Consider the following 17,145-nt stretch of genomic DNA (forward strand, 5'->3'; position numbering starts at 1 on the left):
TGCTTGCCAGGCGCCTAATCCTGAAAATTGCCAACATTCAAATTAGGAGGCCAACCTGAATGACTGTGAAACAAGAACTTCTCTACGAAGGCAAAGCGAAAAAAATCTATCAGACCGATGACGAGCATATTTTATATGTCGAATATAAAGACTCAGCTACAGCATTTAACGGCGAAAAGAAAGCCGAAATCGAAGGCAAAGGCAGACTGAACAACGAAATTTCGAGCTTAATCTTTCAAATGCTGCATGATAAGGGGATCAACAATCACTTTGTGAAACGTCTTTCTGAAACAGAGCAGCTCATTCAAAAGGTGCAGATTGTTCCGCTTGAAGTGGTTGTACGAAATGTAGTGGCAGGCAGTATGTCAAAACGCCTCGGCATTCCAGAGGGAACGAAACTGGACACACCTTTGATTGAGTTTTACTACAAAGATGATGCGCTCGGTGATCCGCTCATTACAGAAGATCATATCCGCATTTTAGATGCAGCGACACCAGAGCAGGTCGAGGAAATGAAACAAATCACAAGACAAGTGAATGAAGAGTTAAAGCAAATCTTCTCAGACTGTCATGTGAATTTAATTGATTTCAAGCTTGAATTCGGAATAGATCACGAGAATCGTATTTTGCTAGCTGATGAGATTTCACCTGATACGTGCAGGCTTTGGGACAAAGATACAAACGAAAAGCTTGATAAAGACGTGTTCAGACGAAACCTGGGCGGCTTAACGAATGCATACGAAGAAATTTTCAAAAGACTTGGAGGCCATAAACATGTATAAAGTGAAAATTTTTGTCAGCTTAAAAGAGAGCGTTCTTGATCCACAAGGAAGTGCCGTGCAGCACGCTTTGCACAGCATGTCTTATCAGGAAGTAAAGGATGTCCGTATCGGGAAATACATGGAGCTTGTCATTGAAAAATCAGATCGTGATTTAGACACAGTCGTCAAAGAAATGTGCGAAAAATTACTTGCCAACACGGTGATTGAAGATTACCGCTATGAGGTGGAGGAGGTTGTCGCACAGTGAAGTTTGCAGTGATCGTCTTGCCTGGCTCTAACTGTGATATCGATATGTACCATGCGATTCAAGATGAGTTAGGTGAACAAGTTGAATATGTATGGCACGACGAAACGAGTCTTGACGGATTTGACGGTGTACTCGTACCAGGCGGTTTCTCTTATGGGGATTACTTAAGATGTGGTGCGATCGCCCGCTTCTCAAACATCATGCCGGCGGTGAAAAAAGCAGCTGAGGAAGGAAAACCTGTTCTTGGTGTTTGTAACGGGTTCCAAATTCTTCAGGAGCTAGGCATTCTTCCGGGTGCGATGAGACGAAATAAAGACTTGAAATTTATCTGTCGTCCAGTTGAACTCATTGTAGAAAACAACGAAACGCAATTTACAAGCGGTTATCAAAAAGGCGAATCCATTACGATTCCTGTAGCGCACGGTGAAGGCAACTTCTACTGTGATGAAGACACTTTAGCGAAGCTCATTGAACGCGGCCAAATCGCTTTCACTTACGGAGACGATATTAACGGCAGTGTGAATCGTATTGCAGGTGTAACGAATGAAGAGGGCAATGTACTCGGCATGATGCCGCACCCTGAGCGCGCGGTTGATTCATTACTAGGCAGCGCAGACGGACTTAAATTGTTTCAATCTATCGTGAAAAATTGGAGGGACACTCATGTCACTACTGCTTGAACCAAGTCACAAGCAAATTAAAGAAGAGAAATTGTATCAGCAAATGGGATTGAGTGATGAAGAATTCGCTTTAATCGAATCCATTATTGGCAGGCTGCCAAACTACACAGAAACGGGCATTTTTTCTGTCATGTGGTCAGAGCATTGCAGTTATAAAAACTCAAAGCCTGTTTTAAGCAAATTCCCGACAAAAGGAGAGCACGTCCTTCAAGGTCCTGGGGAAGGCGCTGGGATCGTTGATATTGGAGACAACCAAGCGGTTGTATTTAAAATCGAATCACATAACCATCCATCTGCGATTGAACCGTATCAAGGAGCGGCGACAGGTGTCGGCGGAATTATCCGTGATGTATTCTCCATGGGTGCGCGTCCAATTGCTGTATTAAACTCTCTTCGTTTTGGTGAACTGACTTCACCTCGCGTGAAGTACTTGTTTGAAGAAGTAGTGGCAGGGATCGCAGGCTATGGAAACTGTATCGGAATTCCAACAGTCGGCGGAGAGGTTCATTTCGATCAAAGCTATGAAGGCAACCCGCTCGTAAATGCAATGTGTGTTGGATTAATCAACCATGAAGACATCAAAAAAGGGCAGGCCAAAGGTGTCGGCAACACGGTCATGTACGTTGGTGCTAAAACGGGACGTGACGGAATTCACGGTGCAACATTTGCATCTGAGGAATTTTCTGATGAATCAGAAGAAAAACGCTCAGCAGTTCAAGTCGGTGATCCGTTCATGGAAAAACTGCTGCTTGAAGCGTGCCTTGAAGTCATCAAAAACGATGCACTCGTTGGAATTCAGGATATGGGAGCGGCTGGCTTGACAAGCTCAAGTGCGGAAATGGCGAGTAAAGCAGGTTCTGGTATCGAGATGAATCTAGATCTTATCCCGCAGCGTGAAACAGGCATGTCAGCATACGAAATGATGCTGTCTGAATCTCAAGAGAGAATGCTTCTGGTCATTGAAAAAGGCCGTGAACAAGAAATCATTGATATTTTTGAAAAATACGATCTTGAAGCGGTATCAGTCGGTCATGTGACAGACGATAAAATGCTTCGTTTACTTCATCAAGGTGAAGTAGTATGTGAGCTTCCTGTTGATGCACTTGCAGAAGAAGCGCCGGTTTATCACAAGCCATCAAGTGAGCCTGCATACTATCGTGAGTTTTTAGAAACAAAAGTTGAAGCACCTGCTATCAAAGATGCAGCCGAAACGTTAAAGCAGCTCCTCCAGCAGCCGACAATTGCAAGTAAAGAATGGGTTTATGACCAATATGACTACATGGTTCGGACAAATACAGTCGTTGCACCAGGCTCTGATGCGGGCGTTTTAAGAATCCGCGGAACGAAAAAAGCCCTTGCGATGACAACCGATTGTAACGCACGTTATCTGTACCTTGATCCAGAGGTCGGCGGGAAAATCGCAGTCGCAGAAGCAGCACGTAACATTGTGTGCTCAGGCGCTCGTCCGCTTGCAGTAACAGATAACCTGAACTTCGGTAACCCAGAAAAACCAGAAATTTTCTGGCAAATTGAAAAATCTGCTGACGGTATTAGCGAAGCGTGCCGCAAGCTAAGCACACCAGTTATCGGTGGTAACGTCTCTTTATATAACGAATCAAATGGAACAGCCATTTACCCAACACCAGTCATTGGGATGGTTGGTTTGGTGGAAGATACAGCTCATATTACGACGCAGTCGTTCCAGCAGGCTGGCGATGTGATTTTCGTCATTGGTGAGACGAAGGAAGAATTCGCAGGCAGTGAGCTTCAAAAGATGACAGAAGGCCGTATTTACGGAAAAGCACCAGAAATTGATTTGGATGTAGAGCTCACTCGTCAGGAAGCCCTTCTTGCTGCGATTCAAAACGGACTTGTTCAATCAGCACACGATGTGTCTGAAGGCGGTCTTGGTGTTGCACTTGCTGAAAGTACATTTGGAACAGATGGTCTTGGCGCTCATATCCAAATTGATCTAAACAGCGAAGCTTCATTATTCAGTGAAACACAGTCACGTTTTGTCGTCACAGTGAAACCAGAGCATCGCGAAGCGTTTGCTGCGGCTGTCAAAGATGCGATAGAAGTTGGAACGGTCACAAATGATGGGGTATTCACTGTCAAAAATCAAGAAGGACAACAATGGATTCATGCAGCGGTCAACGAGCTTGAACGCGCATGGAAAGGAGCGATCCCATGCTTGCTGAAATCAGAGGCTTAAACGAAGAGTGTGGCGTCTTTGGGGTTTGGGGACACGAAGAAGCCCCGCAAATCACATATTACGGATTGCATAGTCTTCAGCACCGAGGACAAGAGGGTGCGGGAATCATTGCAACAGATGGTGAAAACCTGACGGCACATAAAGGCCTTGGACTGATTACGGAAGTCTTTCAAAACGGTGAGCTAAAGGATTTGAAAGGAAAAGGTGCGATCGGACACGTTCGGTATGCGACAGCAGGCGGAGGCGGCTTTGAAAATGTGCAGCCCCTCTTCTTCCGCTCGCAAAACAACGGCAGTCTTGCCCTTGCTCATAATGGGAACTTAGTGAATGCAACGCAATTAAAGCAGCAGCTAGAGAACCAGGGGAGTATATTCCAAACATCTTCTGACACTGAGGTGCTTGCTCATTTAATTAAGCGCAGCGGCTATGTTGAATTGAAAGAGCAGATCAAAAATGCCCTGTCCATGCTTAAAGGCGCATATGCTTTCTTAATTATGACGGAAACAGAAATGATTGTGGCTCTTGATCCGAACGGCTTACGTCCGCTTTCACTTGGTATGCTTGGTGACGCATATGTTGTTGCTTCTGAAACATGTGCATTTGATGTTGTCGGTGCCACGTATTTACGAGATGTGGAGCCTGGAGAAATGCTGATCATTAATGATGAAGGCCTGAAATCTGAACGCTTCTCCATGAACATTAACCGCAGCATGTGCAGCATGGAATACATTTATTTCTCAAGACCTGACAGCAATATCAACGGCATCAACGTGCATAGTGCGAGAAAGAACCTTGGCAAAAAGCTTGCCGAGGAAGCGCATGTCGAAGCAGATGTCGTGACAGGTGTACCAGATTCGAGTATTTCTGCAGCGATTGGATATGCCGAAGCAACAGGTATTCCATATGAGCTCGGTTTAATTAAAAACCGTTATGTCGGACGGACCTTTATCCAGCCGTCTCAAGCATTGCGTGAGCAGGGCGTGCGCATGAAGCTGTCAGCTGTGCGCGGGGTCGTCGAAGGAAAACGTGTCGTGATGGTCGATGATTCCATCGTACGCGGAACTACGAGCCGCCGCATTGTGACGATGCTGAGAGAAGCGGGTGCGACGGAAGTCCATGTACGCATTAGTTCACCGCCTATCGCACATCCATGTTTTTATGGAATTGATACGTCCACACATGAAGAGCTGATTGCTTCTTCTCATTCAGTGGAAGAAATTAGACAGGAAATCGGTGCAGACTCCATTGCATTTTTATCTGTAGACGGTTTAATGGACGGGATTGGCAGGAAGTATGATGATCCGCAGCGCGGTCAATGTTTAGCATGCTTTACTGGGAAATATCCGACTGAAATTTATGAAGATACTGTTCTTCCGCATGTGAAGGAAACAGCACTGACGAAATAATCGAATAAAGGAGCAGCAGTCAAGATGATTTGATATGCTGCTCTTTCATTCTGCTGAAAATAAATGGAAGAGAAGCAGCTAAAAGGAGTGAATGGGATGTCAGAAGCATATAAAAACGCCGGTGTCGACATCGAAGCAGGATACGAAGCCGTCAAACGAATGAAAACACACGTGGAACGTACAAAAAGAGCAGGCGTCATGGGTGCTCTAGGCGGATTTGGCGGTATGTTTGATTTATCTGAGCTGCCATACAAAAAGCCCGTTCTTGTCTCAGGAACAGATGGTGTCGGAACAAAATTAAAGCTTGCCTTTTTAATGGATCAACACGATACGATCGGTGTTGATGCCGTGGCAATGTGTGTGAACGATGTGCTGGCACAAGGGGCAGAGCCGCTCTTTTTCTTAGATTACCTAGCAGTTGGTAAAGCAGATCCGATAAAAATTGAATCAATCGTCAAAGGTGTGGCTGACGGCTGTGAGCAGTCTGGTTCAGCGCTTGTCGGCGGAGAAACAGCAGAAATGCCGGGTCTTTACACAGAAGATGAATATGATATTGCTGGTTTTTCAGTAGGCGTCGTTGAAAAGGATGAAATCGTGACAGGAGAGAGCATCAAAGAGGGGCACTTGCTTATCGGACTCAGCTCAAGCGGAATTCATAGCAATGGATACTCCCTCGTTCGTAAAGTATTGCTGGAAGACGCTGGTCTGGATCTGCATCAAACGTATGAACCTTTTACAAGACCGCTTGGAGAAGAGCTTCTTGAACCGACCAAAATTTATGTGAAGCCTGTTCTCAAACAAGTGAAAGCCGGCAAGATTGACGGCATGGCACATGTGACAGGCGGCGGCTTTATTGAAAATTTACCGCGTATGCTGCCTGAAGGGCTTGGCGTTGAGATTGATAACGGCTCATGGCCAGTACCGCCAATTTTCTCCTTTATTCAAGAAAAAGGACAGTTAAAGGCTGAAGAAATGTTCAACGTGTTTAATATGGGCATTGGTTTTGTCTTAGCGGTAAAAGAAGATGACCTTGTCGAAGTGATCAGAGGACTTGAAGAAGACGGAGAGAAAGCATTTCTCATCGGTCGTGTTCAAAAAGGAGAAGGTGTCACATTCGGCGGTGGAAGCCTCTCATGAAGAAATTTGCGATCTTCGCCTCTGGAAGCGGGACGAATTTTCAAGCCATTATGGATACATTAAAAAAAGAACAGTGGCAGGCAGAGGCCGCCATTGTGATTTGTGATAAACCGGGTGCAAAGGTGCTGGAGCGTGCTGAGAAAGAGGGCATTCCCTCCTTTGCCTTTACCCCGAAGGCGTTTCCGAATAAAGCTGCTTTTGAACAAACGATCATTGAACAGCTTAGGCTGCATGAAGTGGAATGGATTTTCCTTGCTGGGTATATGAGACTGATTGGTCCGACATTACTTGAAGCATTCAGAGGGAAAATTGTCAATATCCACCCGTCCTTGCTGCCAGCCTTCCCAGGGCTGGATGCCATTGGACAAGCCTATCAAGCAGGCGTCAAAGTGGCGGGTATCACCGTCCATTTTGTCGATGAAGGCATGGATACAGGTCCGATCATTGACCAAGCGTCGATTTATATCGAACAAGGGGAAGAGCTTGAATCGATTGAAAAAAGAATGCATGAACTAGAACACACACTATATCCAAAAGTGATCAAATCACTTTTAGAATTATCTTAATGAGGTGACGAAGGCATGACGATCAAACGCGCATTAATCAGTGTTTCCGATAAAACGAATCTTGTACCTTTTGTGAAAGAATTAACAGAACTTGGCGTTGAAGTGATTTCAACTGGAGGTACACATAAGCTTCTTCAAGAGAACGGCATTGATGTCATTGGAATTTCAGAAGTCACTGGATTCCCTGAAATCATGGACGGACGACTCAAAACACTTCACCCGAACATTCATGGCGGGCTTTTAGCAGTGAGAGAAAACGATGAGCATATGGCACAGATTGAGAAGCATGGCATTCAGCCGATTGATCTTGTTGTCGTGAATCTCTATCCATTCAAAGAGACAATCTCAAAAGACGATGTGACGTATGAAGAAGCGATTGAAAACATTGATATTGGCGGACCGGGAATGCTTCGTGCGGCATCAAAAAACCACCAAGACGTCACAGTGATTGTCGATCCTCGTGACTATGATACAGTCATCCAGCAAATCAAAGAAGGCGGCGTGTCACTCGAGAAAAAACGTGAGCTCGCTGCAAAGGTATTCCGTCATACGGCTGCTTACGATGCTCTGATTGCGGATTACTTAACAAACTTTGTGGGCGAAACAGAGCCAGAACAGTTCACTGTCACGTTTGAGAAAAAACAATCCCTTCGTTATGGAGAAAACCCGCACCAAGCGGCGACTTTCTATGAAAATGCTCTTCCAGCCAAAGGTTCTTTGGCTACTGCAAAGCAATTACATGGAAAAGAACTTTCTTACAACAATATCAAAGATGCAGATGCCGCTCTTCAAATTGTACGTGAATTCACGGAGCCAGCAGCTGTTGCTGTGAAGCATATGAACCCGTGCGGCGTTGGTACAGGAGAAACAATTGCAGAAGCATTTGACAGAGCATTCAAAGCAGATGAGACGTCTATTTTTGGCGGCATTGTGGCACTTAACCGTGAAGTAGACAAACAAACGGCTGAGGTGCTGCATACGATTTTCTTAGAAATTGTCATCGCCCCATCGTTCAGCCAAGAAGCACTTGACGTGTTAACAGCGAAAAAGAATCTTCGTCTATTAACATTAGATGTAGAAGCAGATCTCGGGAAAAAAGAAAAACAGCTGACAAGTGTTCATGGCGGACTGCTTGTTCAGGATATTGACACGTACGGCTTAGAGGAAGCAACGATTTCTATTCCAACGAAAAGAGAACCAACTGAAGACGAATGGAAAGACTTAAAACTTGCTTGGAAAGTAGTCAAGCATGTGAAATCAAATGCGATTGTCCTTGCGAAAGATCAAATGACAGCAGGAATCGGTGCTGGTCAAATGAACCGCGTGGGCTCAGCTAACATTGCAATTGAGCAAGCTGGTGAAAAGGCAAAAGGAAGCGCACTAGGCTCTGATGCATTCTTCCCAATGGGCGATACAGTGGAAGCTGCTGCAAAGGCAGGCGTCACAGCGATCATTCAGCCAGGCGGATCTATTCGTGATGAAGAATCGATTCAAAAGGCAGATGAATACGGCATCGCCATGGTCTTCACTGGCGTTAGACATTTCAAACATTAAGGGGATGACAGTGTGAACGTATTAATTATCGGCAGAGGCGGAAGAGAGCATACCATCGCATGGAAAGTGAATCAAAGTGAACTTGTCAGCCAAGTATTTGTCGCACCCGGCAATGATGGAATGACAGATGCTGCGAAGCTTGTACCAATCGACGAAGGCGATCATGAGGCGTTAATTCGTTTTGCAAAAGAAAACGAAATCGGTTTAACCATTGTCGGTCCAGAGGTCCCTTTAATCGCAGGTGTCGTTGATGCATTTGAAGAAGCAGGTCTAAAAGTATTTGGACCGAATGCAAAAGCTGCGGTCATTGAAGGCTCAAAGGAATTTGCAAAAGACTTAATGAAGAACTACGATATCCCAACAGCCGCTTACGCTGCCTTTACCTCGTTTGAAGAAGCAAAAGCATATGTAGAAGAAAAGGGTGCGCCGATTGTCATTAAAGCAGACGGGCTTGCCGCAGGAAAAGGCGTCACAGTGGCCATGACGCTTGAAGAGGCCGTCGATTGTCTGCATGATTTCTTAGAGGATGAAAAGTTTGGCGATGCAAGTGCATCTGTTGTCATCGAAGAATTTTTAACAGGCGAAGAATTTTCACTCATGGCCTTTGTCAACGGAGAAAAGGTGTACCCGATGGTGATTGCGCAGGATCACAAACGGGCCTTTGAAGATGACAAAGGGCCGAACACTGGCGGAATGGGCGCTTATTCACCAGTTCCGCAAATTTCAGATGAAGTGGTTCAGAAAGCCGTGGAAGATGTTGTGAAACCGGCAGCTCGCGCGATGGTGCAGGAAGGGCGTCCATTTACAGGCATTTTATATGCAGGTTTAATGCTGACACCAGAAGGCTCAAAGGTGATTGAATTCAATGCACGCTTTGGCGACCCTGAAACGCAGGTGGTTCTCCCTCGACTTGAATCAGATCTAGTCCAAGTATTCCTCGATATTCTTGATGGAAAAGATGTGGACTTACAGTGGAAAGACACTGCGGCTGTCAGTGTGGTTCTTGCATCAGAAGGATACCCAGAAGACTATGCAAAAGGCACACCGATCGGTGCCTTGCAAACGACTGTGTCTGATGTTGTGACCTTCCACGCAGGAACAAAAAAAGAAAACGATCAATTCGTCACAAATGGCGGCCGTGTAGCGAATGTAACCGCATTTGACGACACATTTGAAGCGGCAAGATCAAGAGTGTATGAAGCGGTTGAAGAAATCATACAGCCAGGTCTATTTTATCGCCGTGACATTGGTGCCCGTGCACTGAAGGCTGCGGGGAATAACGTTTAATCAAAACACCTTTCTATCTGATGAGATGGAAAGGTGTTTTTTGTTCATGAGAAGGGATGATGCTCGAATATGAAGAAGTAGTATGGGATGACGAGTTTATGAGGAGGCAGCATGGTCATTCAAGGAATTATTCTATTTGCAATTGTGTTACTTATTTTATTTATACTGTTCTCAAATCTCATCATGTATGAAGCGAGAAAGCAAAACAAAGCCAAAAAAGGCTCAGCCATTCGGTATATGATCATGTCGATTTTTTCTGGTATCGTCATTGTTTCATTTTCCATTTGGATTTTTTTATTAGCTGATTTATAAGAGAGGATGAGTATATGGTGCAATTGAAGGAACTTGCGAACGAGCGTTTTTCTGCCTCGATCTGTATTGATTCATTTAATGAGCGAATCCGTTTGGATGACTACAGCGGCAGGGTGCGGGATGTGATTCAGTCGGTTCTAAAGGAAGCGGCAGACTCCAAGGCTTCTAAGGTCATTGTGAAAGTCAGGCGTGAGCATATGCCTCTTTTTTTAGAAAAAGGCTTTCGGCTTGAAGGCGTGTTTTCTCATTATTTTCTTGGAAGTGATGCGTACGGCATGTCGCTCTTTCTGACGGAGGATCGAATGAACAGCCCGTATTGGCTGAAGGAAGATGAAATTGTTGCGTCTATTCAGGAAAAGCCTCTCAAAAAAGACCAAGGTACGTGGCAGGATGAGTATGTGATGCGGAAAGCGGATACGCAGGATATTCACAAGCTGGCAAAGCTCTATGATGCCGTTTTTGAAACGTATCCTACGCCAATGAATGAGCCAGATTACATCCAAAAGGTGATGGAGGAAGGGACCGTCTTTTATGCCGTTGAACATGACGGTCACATTGTGAGTGCAGCATCCGCTGAAATCAATGAGCCGTATGGTCATGCGGAATTAACAGATTGTGCGACCCTTCCATCATACAGAAAACTAGGATTCATGCATCATTTGATTCTAGCACTCGAAAAAGAACTTCAATCCATGCACATCTATGTCTTTTATTCTCTCGCACGTGCACTGTCCTATGGAATGAACCAAGTGTTTTATCAGCTCGGCTATACGTATACCGGGCGTTTCCAAAACAACTGCTATATTTTTGACAAAATTGAAGATATGAATCTATGGGTGAAAACGCCGAATGAATCATGAAATGGTTCTCATCTGATCAAGCAGACCAGATAGGCGGTACGCCATGATACTGAGCTGCAGCTTCATCCGATCATCTGTTGATTTGAGGCTGCAGCCTGTTCTCGTTTCAATTTGTTTCAGCCGGTAGCTTAATGTATGCCTGTGAATAAACAATTCTCCCGCAGATTTTTGAATATTTTCATTGTGTGCCAAATACACTTCGAGTGTATGGATCAGGTCAGCGCCCTGTTTTTTCGTATAAAGCAAGGGACTTAACAGCTCCACGTAAAAGTCATGCAAATTCATACCCGCTTCATTCATTTCAAGCAGCATCCCGTATAAGCCGAGCTTCTGATAATGAATGATGCATTCGTCTGTCTTTAAAAGCGGAAGAAGCCTTGCTGCATACTGCGCTTCCTTCGCGCTTTTTGAAAAGAGACCGATCTGGTCATAGGCTCTCCCAATGCCAATCACAATCGGGTGGACGGGAAAAAAATAAGACCAAGTGCTCCGGCACTCTTCTGCTGCACGATACCACTCCGCTTCTTGAAACGCTTTTTTTCCTGCCGGTGTAAGAACAAAAATGGAATCGAGCCTTGTCTTTAGTAAAAAAGGAATATGTCTGCGTTCAAATATCGACGTGAGCAATTGAGATAGACGCTGCATCATTTGGTGATCGAGCTGTGTGTGCTGATGCTGAAATTGAAAGTAGATGACCACCTGCTCATCGCTCATATCGTATTGCAGCTTTGTTGCCTGTTCGACCACATAGCTTTCTTCTGTGTATTGCTGCTGCAAAATATCATCTAACAAATGACCTTGCATTTGGTTTTCTGTATCTTGAATGGCTTTTTGCTTCAGCCATTCAATCGCATACACCGCCCCGGCATGCTCGATGGCAATCGCGTCGAGATGATGCCACGCATCCTTTTTCTTTAAAGATACAATAAATCCGAAAATATCGCCCATCGCAATCACCGGACATGCAGCGAGGACAAACGCACCGCATGTGTCATAAACGAGCCGTCCTTTCTCCTCAGCCTGCTTGAGAAGAGGCATCGTTTCGATTGGTTCACGATCTGTCAGAAAGCCAACAGCAGGAGAGTACGTCACTTCATCTTTGATGAGATGAGCTGCGGTTTGATGTAAAAAAACATCAAGCACGACGATGTTTGCCGAAGTGAGATGTGCCAGCTCATCTGTAATTTGTGTGACATTTTTATTGCTGACATTTAAATGGGTTAGTCTTTGGTGAATGGCTGAAGAATATTTAAGCTGATGGAGCTGGCTGCTGACGATTTGCTCTAGGACGGCTTTAGTAATGTCTGAGAAGTTGACATGTGAAGGAATCTCGATGAGTGGAATGCCGCTGTTTTTGGCAGCTTCGATCAGTGATGCCGGAATTTCCGTTAAGTATACGCCTTTATAAATCGCAATGGCCGATAGACGTTGAGATTGAATCAGCTCCTCAAGCCGGGCGCGCCTTTCTAGATTGTCTGCAAGCCCAAAGCCGGTTGTGACGAGCAGCTCCCCTTCTGAAAGCCTTGAAGTATCTTCGATAATTTCCACGATGGTCACCCACTGAATGAGGCGGTCCAGTCCATTTTCCCCAGCAAGCAGCTTTGTTTCCTTCATGATATCGAGCGAGAGTGCATCTTTGACGAGAATCGCCATAGACTCATGACCTCCTTTTGAACACTCTTATACACGATGTATAAAAAATGCGTGTGAAATTCGGGCATGTGGCGAATGGAGGATGACTGCCCTCTTGATTAAGCTAATCTTATAACAAGTATACAAAATTTTCTTGCGATTCATGAAAAAAGAAAGATGCAGCTGCTGACGAGAGAGGGAGGAATGACAAAGTGGAGACCCGGGATTACTTAATCAAACCGATGTTGAATCAGCATTATCCTGTGGCTGTGAAAGGAGAGGGGATTTATTTATATGATCGGGACGGGAAAAAATATTTAGACGGCTCATCGGGTGCTGTCACGGCGAGTATTGGACATGGCATACGAGACATCATTGATGCCATGACAGAGCAAGCGGAAAAGGTGAGCTTTACGTACAGATCACAATTCACAAATGAACCAGCAGAAGAACTTGCCTATGAATTGAGTACGCTCTGCCCAGGGAACCTGAACTGGTCTTTTTTTGTCGGAAGCGGATCAGAGGCAACAGAGACCGCCATGAAAATTGCCATTCAGCATTGGCAGGAGCAGGGGAAGGCTGAGAAGAATCACATCATTTCAAGATGGATGAGTTATCACGGTATCACACTCGGTGCGCTGTCGATGTCAGGTCATATTGCAAGGAGAGAGCGCTTTGAACCACTGCTCGAAAAACACCCGGTGCTTTCTCCGCCATACAGCTACCGTTCGTGGCTGCCAAAGGAAGAAAGCAAGCAGGTCGAATGGTATGTACAGGAATTTAAAACCGTCATTCAGCGTATAGGAAAAGAGAGAATTGCGGCTTTTATTGCAGAGCCGATTGTTGGAGCAGCGGGTGCGGCGCTTGTTCCGCCAGACGGATATTTTGCGGCGATGAAGCGAGTTTGTGAGGAAAACGATATTTTAATGATTGCAGATGAAGTCATGACAGGCTTTGGACGAACTGGGAAAATGTTTGCCATGGAACATTGGGGCGTCGTACCAGATATTATGGTACTCGGAAAAGGCATGAGCGCCGGCTATGCACCGATTGCTGCAGCTGTCTCAGCAGATCATGTGATTGCACCGATTCTCAGCGGTTCGGGCTCTGTGATGGCAGGCCACACTTATAGTGGCAACCCGCTTTCAGCAGCCGTCTCACTGGCTGTCATTCGATACATGAAAAAACACCAGCTTTCAGAACGAGCTGATCTGTCTGGCCGATATTTAATGAATGCTTTAAAGAATTTGCAAACAAAACATTCCATCATAGGAGATGTGAGAGGAAAGGGGCTGCTCATTGGCATTGAATTTGTCGCAGACCGATTATCGAAAACACCATTTCCTGCCCATGCTCAAATGACACATTTAGTTGTGGAGACGGCCAAGCAAAATGGTTTGCTTGTTTACCCAGCAAGCGCTGGAGAGGATGGTGTGGGAGGTGCAGCGGTCATGATCGCACCGCCGCTTTCCATTACGCAGCAGGAGATGGATGAACTGATTCATTTATTCGGGCAGACAATGACGCAGGTCGAGCAAGAAGTCATCAATCGAGGGTTTTTCCCATCTGCCATGTAGGGAGGAAAGATGATGAACAAAACAGCGAACTTAGATCAAGTCATCACGCATTTTAGAGACGGAATGACCATTATGTTTGGCGGGTTTGGCGGTGTAGGCTCCCCGCCATCATTGATCGATGCCATCCTAGAAGCCAATATTAAAGACCTGACATTGATCGGAAACGATGCAGGCTTCCCGCAAATCGGTGTTGGCAGGCTGATCACAGAAGGAAGAGTGAAGAAAATCATTGCCTCTCATATTGGCTCAAATCCAATTGCCGGGCAGAAAATGCAGGCAGGTACACTAGACGTTCTTTTTTACCCGCAGGGCATCCTAGCAGAAAAGATCAGGGCAGGCGGGATGGGTTTAGCGGGCATTGTGACAGATGTTGGCATGGATAGCCTCAATCTTGATGAGAAACAATTGGTTCAGCTGGATGGAAAGAAGTATATTCTTGAGCCTGCACTGACTGCGGATATCGCGATTGTGAATGCCCTCAAAGCAGATGAAGCAGGCAACCTGATTTTTGATAAAAGTGCACGGAATACAAACCCGATTGTGGCGATGGCAGGAGACTGGACCATTGCGGAAGTAGAAGAGATTGTGCCTGTGGGCGGGCTTCATCCAGAGGAAATCGTCACGCCAGGCGTATTTGTGAACCAGATCGTGCAATCAAAAGGAGTGAACTGGACATGGGCATGGGAGACATCGATTTAAGACACCGCATAGCCAAACGCGCGGCACAGGAAATTGAAGATGGCATGATTGTGAATCTTGGGATTGGCATCCCGACCCTTGCAGCTGAGTACATCCCAGCACATTACGAGGTGTGGCTGCATGCAGAAAACGGCATTATGGGGGCAGGCGCTTCACCAGCACGAGGGGAAGAAGATCCGAATTTGTGCAATGCCGGGGGTTTTCCCATTACGTTAACAAAAGGCGGATCATATATGGACAGCACAACCGCTTTTGGCATCATTCGCAAAGGGATGCTGGATATGACCATTTTAGGTGCACTTGAAGTCAGCAGTCATGGGGATCTTGCCAATTGGATTGTGCCAGGGAAACGAGTGCCGGGTATGGGTGGAGCCATTGAACTTGCGCAAAAAGCGAAAAAGGTGGTGGTTGTGATGAGCCACCTTGATAAACATGGACAATCTAAGATAAAAGCAGCCTGCACGCTGCCTTTAACAGCTAAGTCTTGTGTGGATCTGATTATTACGGATATGGCAGTCATTGAGGTCAAATCACAGCTGCTCATTTTGCGTGAAGTCATGCCGCCGTTTCAGCCGGAAGATGTCATGAGGGCGACAGAGGCGCCGCTCATTTTAGCGCCTGATGTCAAATCTGTTGTGTAGAAAGGATGACCGACTTGCAGCCAACCACACGTATCAGAAACTGGATGAAAGAACATAAGGAGGAAGCCGTGACGCTTCTTCAGCAAATGGTGCAATGTGACAGCACACAAGGAAATGAGCAAGAAGTACAGCAAATCGTAGCAAATAAACTTTCTGCCATTGGCTTTGATGTTGACGTATGGGACATTGGCGGGGATGACTTGCTGAACCACCCGTATTTTTATTCCCCGAGACGTTCCTTTAAAGGAAGTCCCAATGTCGCCGGACGATTGAAAGGTAAAGGCGGCGGCAAATCTATTTTATTAAATGGGCATGTCGATGTTGTCCCGGCAGGTGATCACAAACAATGGACATATCCGCCCTACAGCGGGCATATCATAAACGGGAGACTTTATGGACGCGGGGCAACAGATATGAAAGGTGGAAACGTTTCTTTACTCTTTGCACTTGAAGCACTGCATGCGCTTCAGATTCCGCTGAAGGGAGATGTCGTGTTTCATAGTGTTGTCGAAGAAGAGAGCGGCGGCGCAGGCACCCTTGCAGCCATACTGAGAGGATATACAGCAGATGCAGCCATCATTCCAGAGCCAAGTCATATGAAAATCTTTCCGATTCAGCAAGGATCTAAATGGTTCAGACTGCATATTAAAGGAAGGGCTGCTCATGGCGGAACAAGATATCACGGCGTTTCTGCTATTGAAAAGAGCACGATTGTCCTTTCACATATAGCGGCACTTGAAGAAGAAAGAAATCAGCGAATCACCGAGCCGCTGTTTCAGCATATCCCAATCCCGATCCCAATCAATATCGGGAAAATTCAAGGCGGTGATTGGCCATCCTCTGTAGCAGACCTTGTCACAATGGAAGGCAGGCTCGGGGTGATGCCCGGTGAAACGGTAGAACAGGCAGAGAAGGAATTAGAAAATTGGATGGCAGGACTCGGAGAAAAAGATGAATGGTTCCAAGAGCATCCTGTTGAGGTCGAATGGTTTGGTGCAAGATGGCTTCCGGGTTCAATCGATACAGATCATCCGCTTTTAGGTTTATTGAAGGAACAATATGAAGCGGTCATGAAGCAGCCGCCGAAAATCGAAGCCGCCCCTTGGGGAACGGACGGCGGATTACTGTCACAGGCAGCAGGTATTCCGATCATCGTGTTTGGACCGGGAACAACGGAGCTTGCCCATTTTCCGAATGAATCCATTGACATTGAGCATGTGATTGAAGCAGCTGAAATTATTGCAGGGACAATGGTCGAATGGTGTGAAGCAGCGGAATGAGATGAAAATGATCACAAAAAAAGAAGGCTGCCTTACTCAGCCTTCTCTTTATGTGTGTCCTGCTGCTCACACATATATGTCACTGGACAAAAACGAAGAATGCCAGATCCCAGTTTCATACCGCCAAACATGATGCCCAAAAGCAGCATTTTACTCCATGGTTTTCTAGCATATAAGGATCCAGCCACAGTACATATTGTCATTCCGCAGGCAATTCTAATGAGCGCTTCCATTAAGCCGAGATTAGGTTTCATTGAAGGTGAATCTCCT

Annotated in this window: 17 protein-coding genes; 15 read left to right on the forward strand and 2 right to left on the reverse strand. The window is 45.7% G+C overall.

The features are described from left to right. Positions 1-59 precede the first annotated feature (59 nt). From purC to ablB, 11 genes are all read left to right on the forward strand, one after another. Positions 60-782 (forward strand): phosphoribosylaminoimidazolesuccinocarboxamide synthase, encoded by a 723-nt coding sequence (gene purC, locus AAYR28_RS03140; RefSeq protein ID WP_025092620.1) that lies wholly within the window; start codon positions 60-62, stop codon positions 780-782. Then, the gene (gene purS, locus AAYR28_RS03145; RefSeq protein WP_003214349.1) at positions 775-1,029 is read left to right on the forward strand and encodes a phosphoribosylformylglycinamidine synthase subunit PurS; all 255 of its coding nucleotides are present in this window, start codon (positions 775-777) and stop codon (positions 1,027-1,029) included. Before purC ends, purS begins: the two co-directional genes overlap by 8 nt. Continuing rightward, positions 1,026-1,709 (forward strand): phosphoribosylformylglycinamidine synthase subunit PurQ, encoded by a 684-nt coding sequence (purQ, locus tag AAYR28_RS03150; RefSeq protein ID WP_024424510.1) that lies wholly within the window; start codon positions 1,026-1,028, stop codon positions 1,707-1,709. Before purS ends, purQ begins: the two co-directional genes overlap by 4 nt. Beyond that, positions 1,693-3,924: a phosphoribosylformylglycinamidine synthase subunit PurL gene (gene purL / locus AAYR28_RS03155; RefSeq protein ID WP_120208697.1), complete on the forward strand. Its 2,232-nt coding sequence runs from the start codon at positions 1,693-1,695 to the stop codon at positions 3,922-3,924. The genes purQ and purL overlap by 17 nt, the downstream gene beginning before the upstream one ends. Continuing rightward, a complete protein-coding gene (gene purF, locus AAYR28_RS03160) occupies positions 3,900-5,330 on the forward strand; it encodes an amidophosphoribosyltransferase (protein ID WP_024424615.1) in 1,431 nt (476 codons plus the stop codon). Before purL ends, purF begins: the two co-directional genes overlap by 25 nt. Before the next feature lie 96 nt (positions 5,331-5,426). Continuing rightward, on the forward strand, positions 5,427-6,467 hold the full coding sequence (purM, locus tag AAYR28_RS03165) for a phosphoribosylformylglycinamidine cyclo-ligase (protein WP_024424511.1): 1,041 nt from the start codon (positions 5,427-5,429) through the stop codon (positions 6,465-6,467). Further along, on the forward strand, positions 6,464-7,033 hold the full coding sequence (gene purN, locus AAYR28_RS03170; RefSeq protein WP_041108687.1) for a phosphoribosylglycinamide formyltransferase: 570 nt from the start codon (positions 6,464-6,466) through the stop codon (positions 7,031-7,033). The genes purM and purN overlap by 4 nt, the downstream gene beginning before the upstream one ends. A gap of 15 nt (positions 7,034-7,048) precedes the next feature. Continuing rightward, complete coding sequence (gene purH / locus AAYR28_RS03175; protein WP_025092624.1) at positions 7,049-8,587, forward strand: bifunctional phosphoribosylaminoimidazolecarboxamide formyltransferase/IMP cyclohydrolase; 1,539 nt, start codon at positions 7,049-7,051, stop codon at positions 8,585-8,587. A 12-nt stretch (positions 8,588-8,599) separates the two neighbouring features. Continuing rightward, positions 8,600-9,874 carry a phosphoribosylamine--glycine ligase gene (gene purD / locus AAYR28_RS03180; RefSeq protein ID WP_120208695.1) on the forward strand — a complete coding sequence of 425 codons (1,275 nt, stop codon included), beginning with the start codon at positions 8,600-8,602 and terminating at the stop codon, positions 9,872-9,874. 111 nt (positions 9,875-9,985) lie between these two features. Beyond that, complete coding sequence (locus AAYR28_RS03185) at positions 9,986-10,186, forward strand: hypothetical protein (RefSeq protein WP_111927665.1); 201 nt, start codon at positions 9,986-9,988, stop codon at positions 10,184-10,186. 14 nt (positions 10,187-10,200) lie between these two features. After that, a complete protein-coding gene (gene ablB / locus AAYR28_RS03190; RefSeq protein ID WP_120208693.1) occupies positions 10,201-11,046 on the forward strand; it encodes a putative beta-lysine N-acetyltransferase in 846 nt (281 codons plus the stop codon). Here the strand turns inward: ablB and AAYR28_RS03195 are convergent. Further along, positions 11,041-12,699, reverse strand: coding sequence for a PucR family transcriptional regulator (locus AAYR28_RS03195; protein ID WP_120208691.1), 1,659 nt, complete (start codon positions 12,697-12,699; stop codon positions 11,041-11,043). The two genes, ablB and AAYR28_RS03195, sit on opposite strands and share 6 nt — an antisense overlap. Before the next feature lie 191 nt (positions 12,700-12,890). On the opposite strand from AAYR28_RS03195, the gene AAYR28_RS03200 reads away from it, so the two are divergent. From AAYR28_RS03200 to AAYR28_RS03215, 4 genes are read left to right on the forward strand one after another with little or no spacing between them, the layout of a single operon-like run. Then, entirely contained in the window at positions 12,891-14,255 is a 1,365-nt protein-coding gene (locus AAYR28_RS03200; protein ID WP_120208689.1) for an aspartate aminotransferase family protein, read from the forward strand. 12 nt (positions 14,256-14,267) lie between these two features. Further along, positions 14,268-14,954 (forward strand): CoA transferase subunit A, encoded by a 687-nt coding sequence (locus tag AAYR28_RS03205; protein ID WP_080708064.1) that lies wholly within the window; start codon positions 14,268-14,270, stop codon positions 14,952-14,954. Then, positions 14,930-15,595, forward strand: a complete 666-nt coding sequence (locus tag AAYR28_RS03210; RefSeq protein ID WP_095407899.1) for a 3-oxoacid CoA-transferase subunit B — start codon at positions 14,930-14,932, stop codon at positions 15,593-15,595. The genes AAYR28_RS03205 and AAYR28_RS03210 overlap by 25 nt, the downstream gene beginning before the upstream one ends. Before the next feature lie 14 nt (positions 15,596-15,609). Beyond that, positions 15,610-16,875: a peptidase gene (locus AAYR28_RS03215; RefSeq protein WP_120208687.1), complete on the forward strand. Its 1,266-nt coding sequence runs from the start codon at positions 15,610-15,612 to the stop codon at positions 16,873-16,875. A 32-nt stretch (positions 16,876-16,907) separates the two neighbouring features. Here the strand turns inward: AAYR28_RS03215 and AAYR28_RS03220 are convergent, their stop codons facing one another. Then, a complete protein-coding gene (locus AAYR28_RS03220) occupies positions 16,908-17,129 on the reverse strand; it encodes a YgaP family membrane protein (protein WP_024424522.1) in 222 nt (73 codons plus the stop codon). Positions 17,130-17,145 lie beyond the last annotated feature (16 nt).

The organism is Bacillus safensis, from assembly GCF_039619585.1.
Classification (GTDB): domain Bacteria; phylum Bacillota; class Bacilli; order Bacillales; family Bacillaceae; genus Bacillus; species Bacillus safensis.

Coding starts and splice junctions, on each gene's coding strand:
- purC (WP_025092620.1), top strand. CDS start 60: ATGACTGTGAAACAAGAACTTCTCTACGAAGGCAAAGCGAAAAAAATC.
- purS (WP_003214349.1), top strand. CDS start 775: ATGTATAAAGTGAAAATTTTTGTCAGCTTAAAAGAGAGCGTTCTTGAT.
- purL (WP_120208697.1), top strand. CDS start 1,693: ATGTCACTACTGCTTGAACCAAGTCACAAGCAAATTAAAGAAGAGAAA.
- purF (WP_024424615.1), top strand. CDS start 3,900: ATGCTTGCTGAAATCAGAGGCTTAAACGAAGAGTGTGGCGTCTTTGGG.
- purM (WP_024424511.1), top strand. CDS start 5,427: ATGTCAGAAGCATATAAAAACGCCGGTGTCGACATCGAAGCAGGATAC.
- purN (WP_041108687.1), top strand. CDS start 6,464: ATGAAGAAATTTGCGATCTTCGCCTCTGGAAGCGGGACGAATTTTCAA.
- purH (WP_025092624.1), top strand. CDS start 7,049: ATGACGATCAAACGCGCATTAATCAGTGTTTCCGATAAAACGAATCTT.
- AAYR28_RS03185 (WP_111927665.1), top strand. CDS start 9,986: ATGGTCATTCAAGGAATTATTCTATTTGCAATTGTGTTACTTATTTTA.
- ablB (WP_120208693.1), top strand. CDS start 10,201: ATGGTGCAATTGAAGGAACTTGCGAACGAGCGTTTTTCTGCCTCGATC.
- AAYR28_RS03195 (WP_120208691.1), bottom strand. CDS start 12,699: ATGGCGATTCTCGTCAAAGATGCACTCTCGCTCGATATCATGAAGGAA.
- AAYR28_RS03205 (WP_080708064.1), top strand. CDS start 14,268: ATGAACAAAACAGCGAACTTAGATCAAGTCATCACGCATTTTAGAGAC.
- AAYR28_RS03210 (WP_095407899.1), top strand. CDS start 14,930: ATGGGCATGGGAGACATCGATTTAAGACACCGCATAGCCAAACGCGCG.
- AAYR28_RS03220 (WP_024424522.1), bottom strand. CDS start 17,129: ATGAAACCTAATCTCGGCTTAATGGAAGCGCTCATTAGAATTGCCTGC.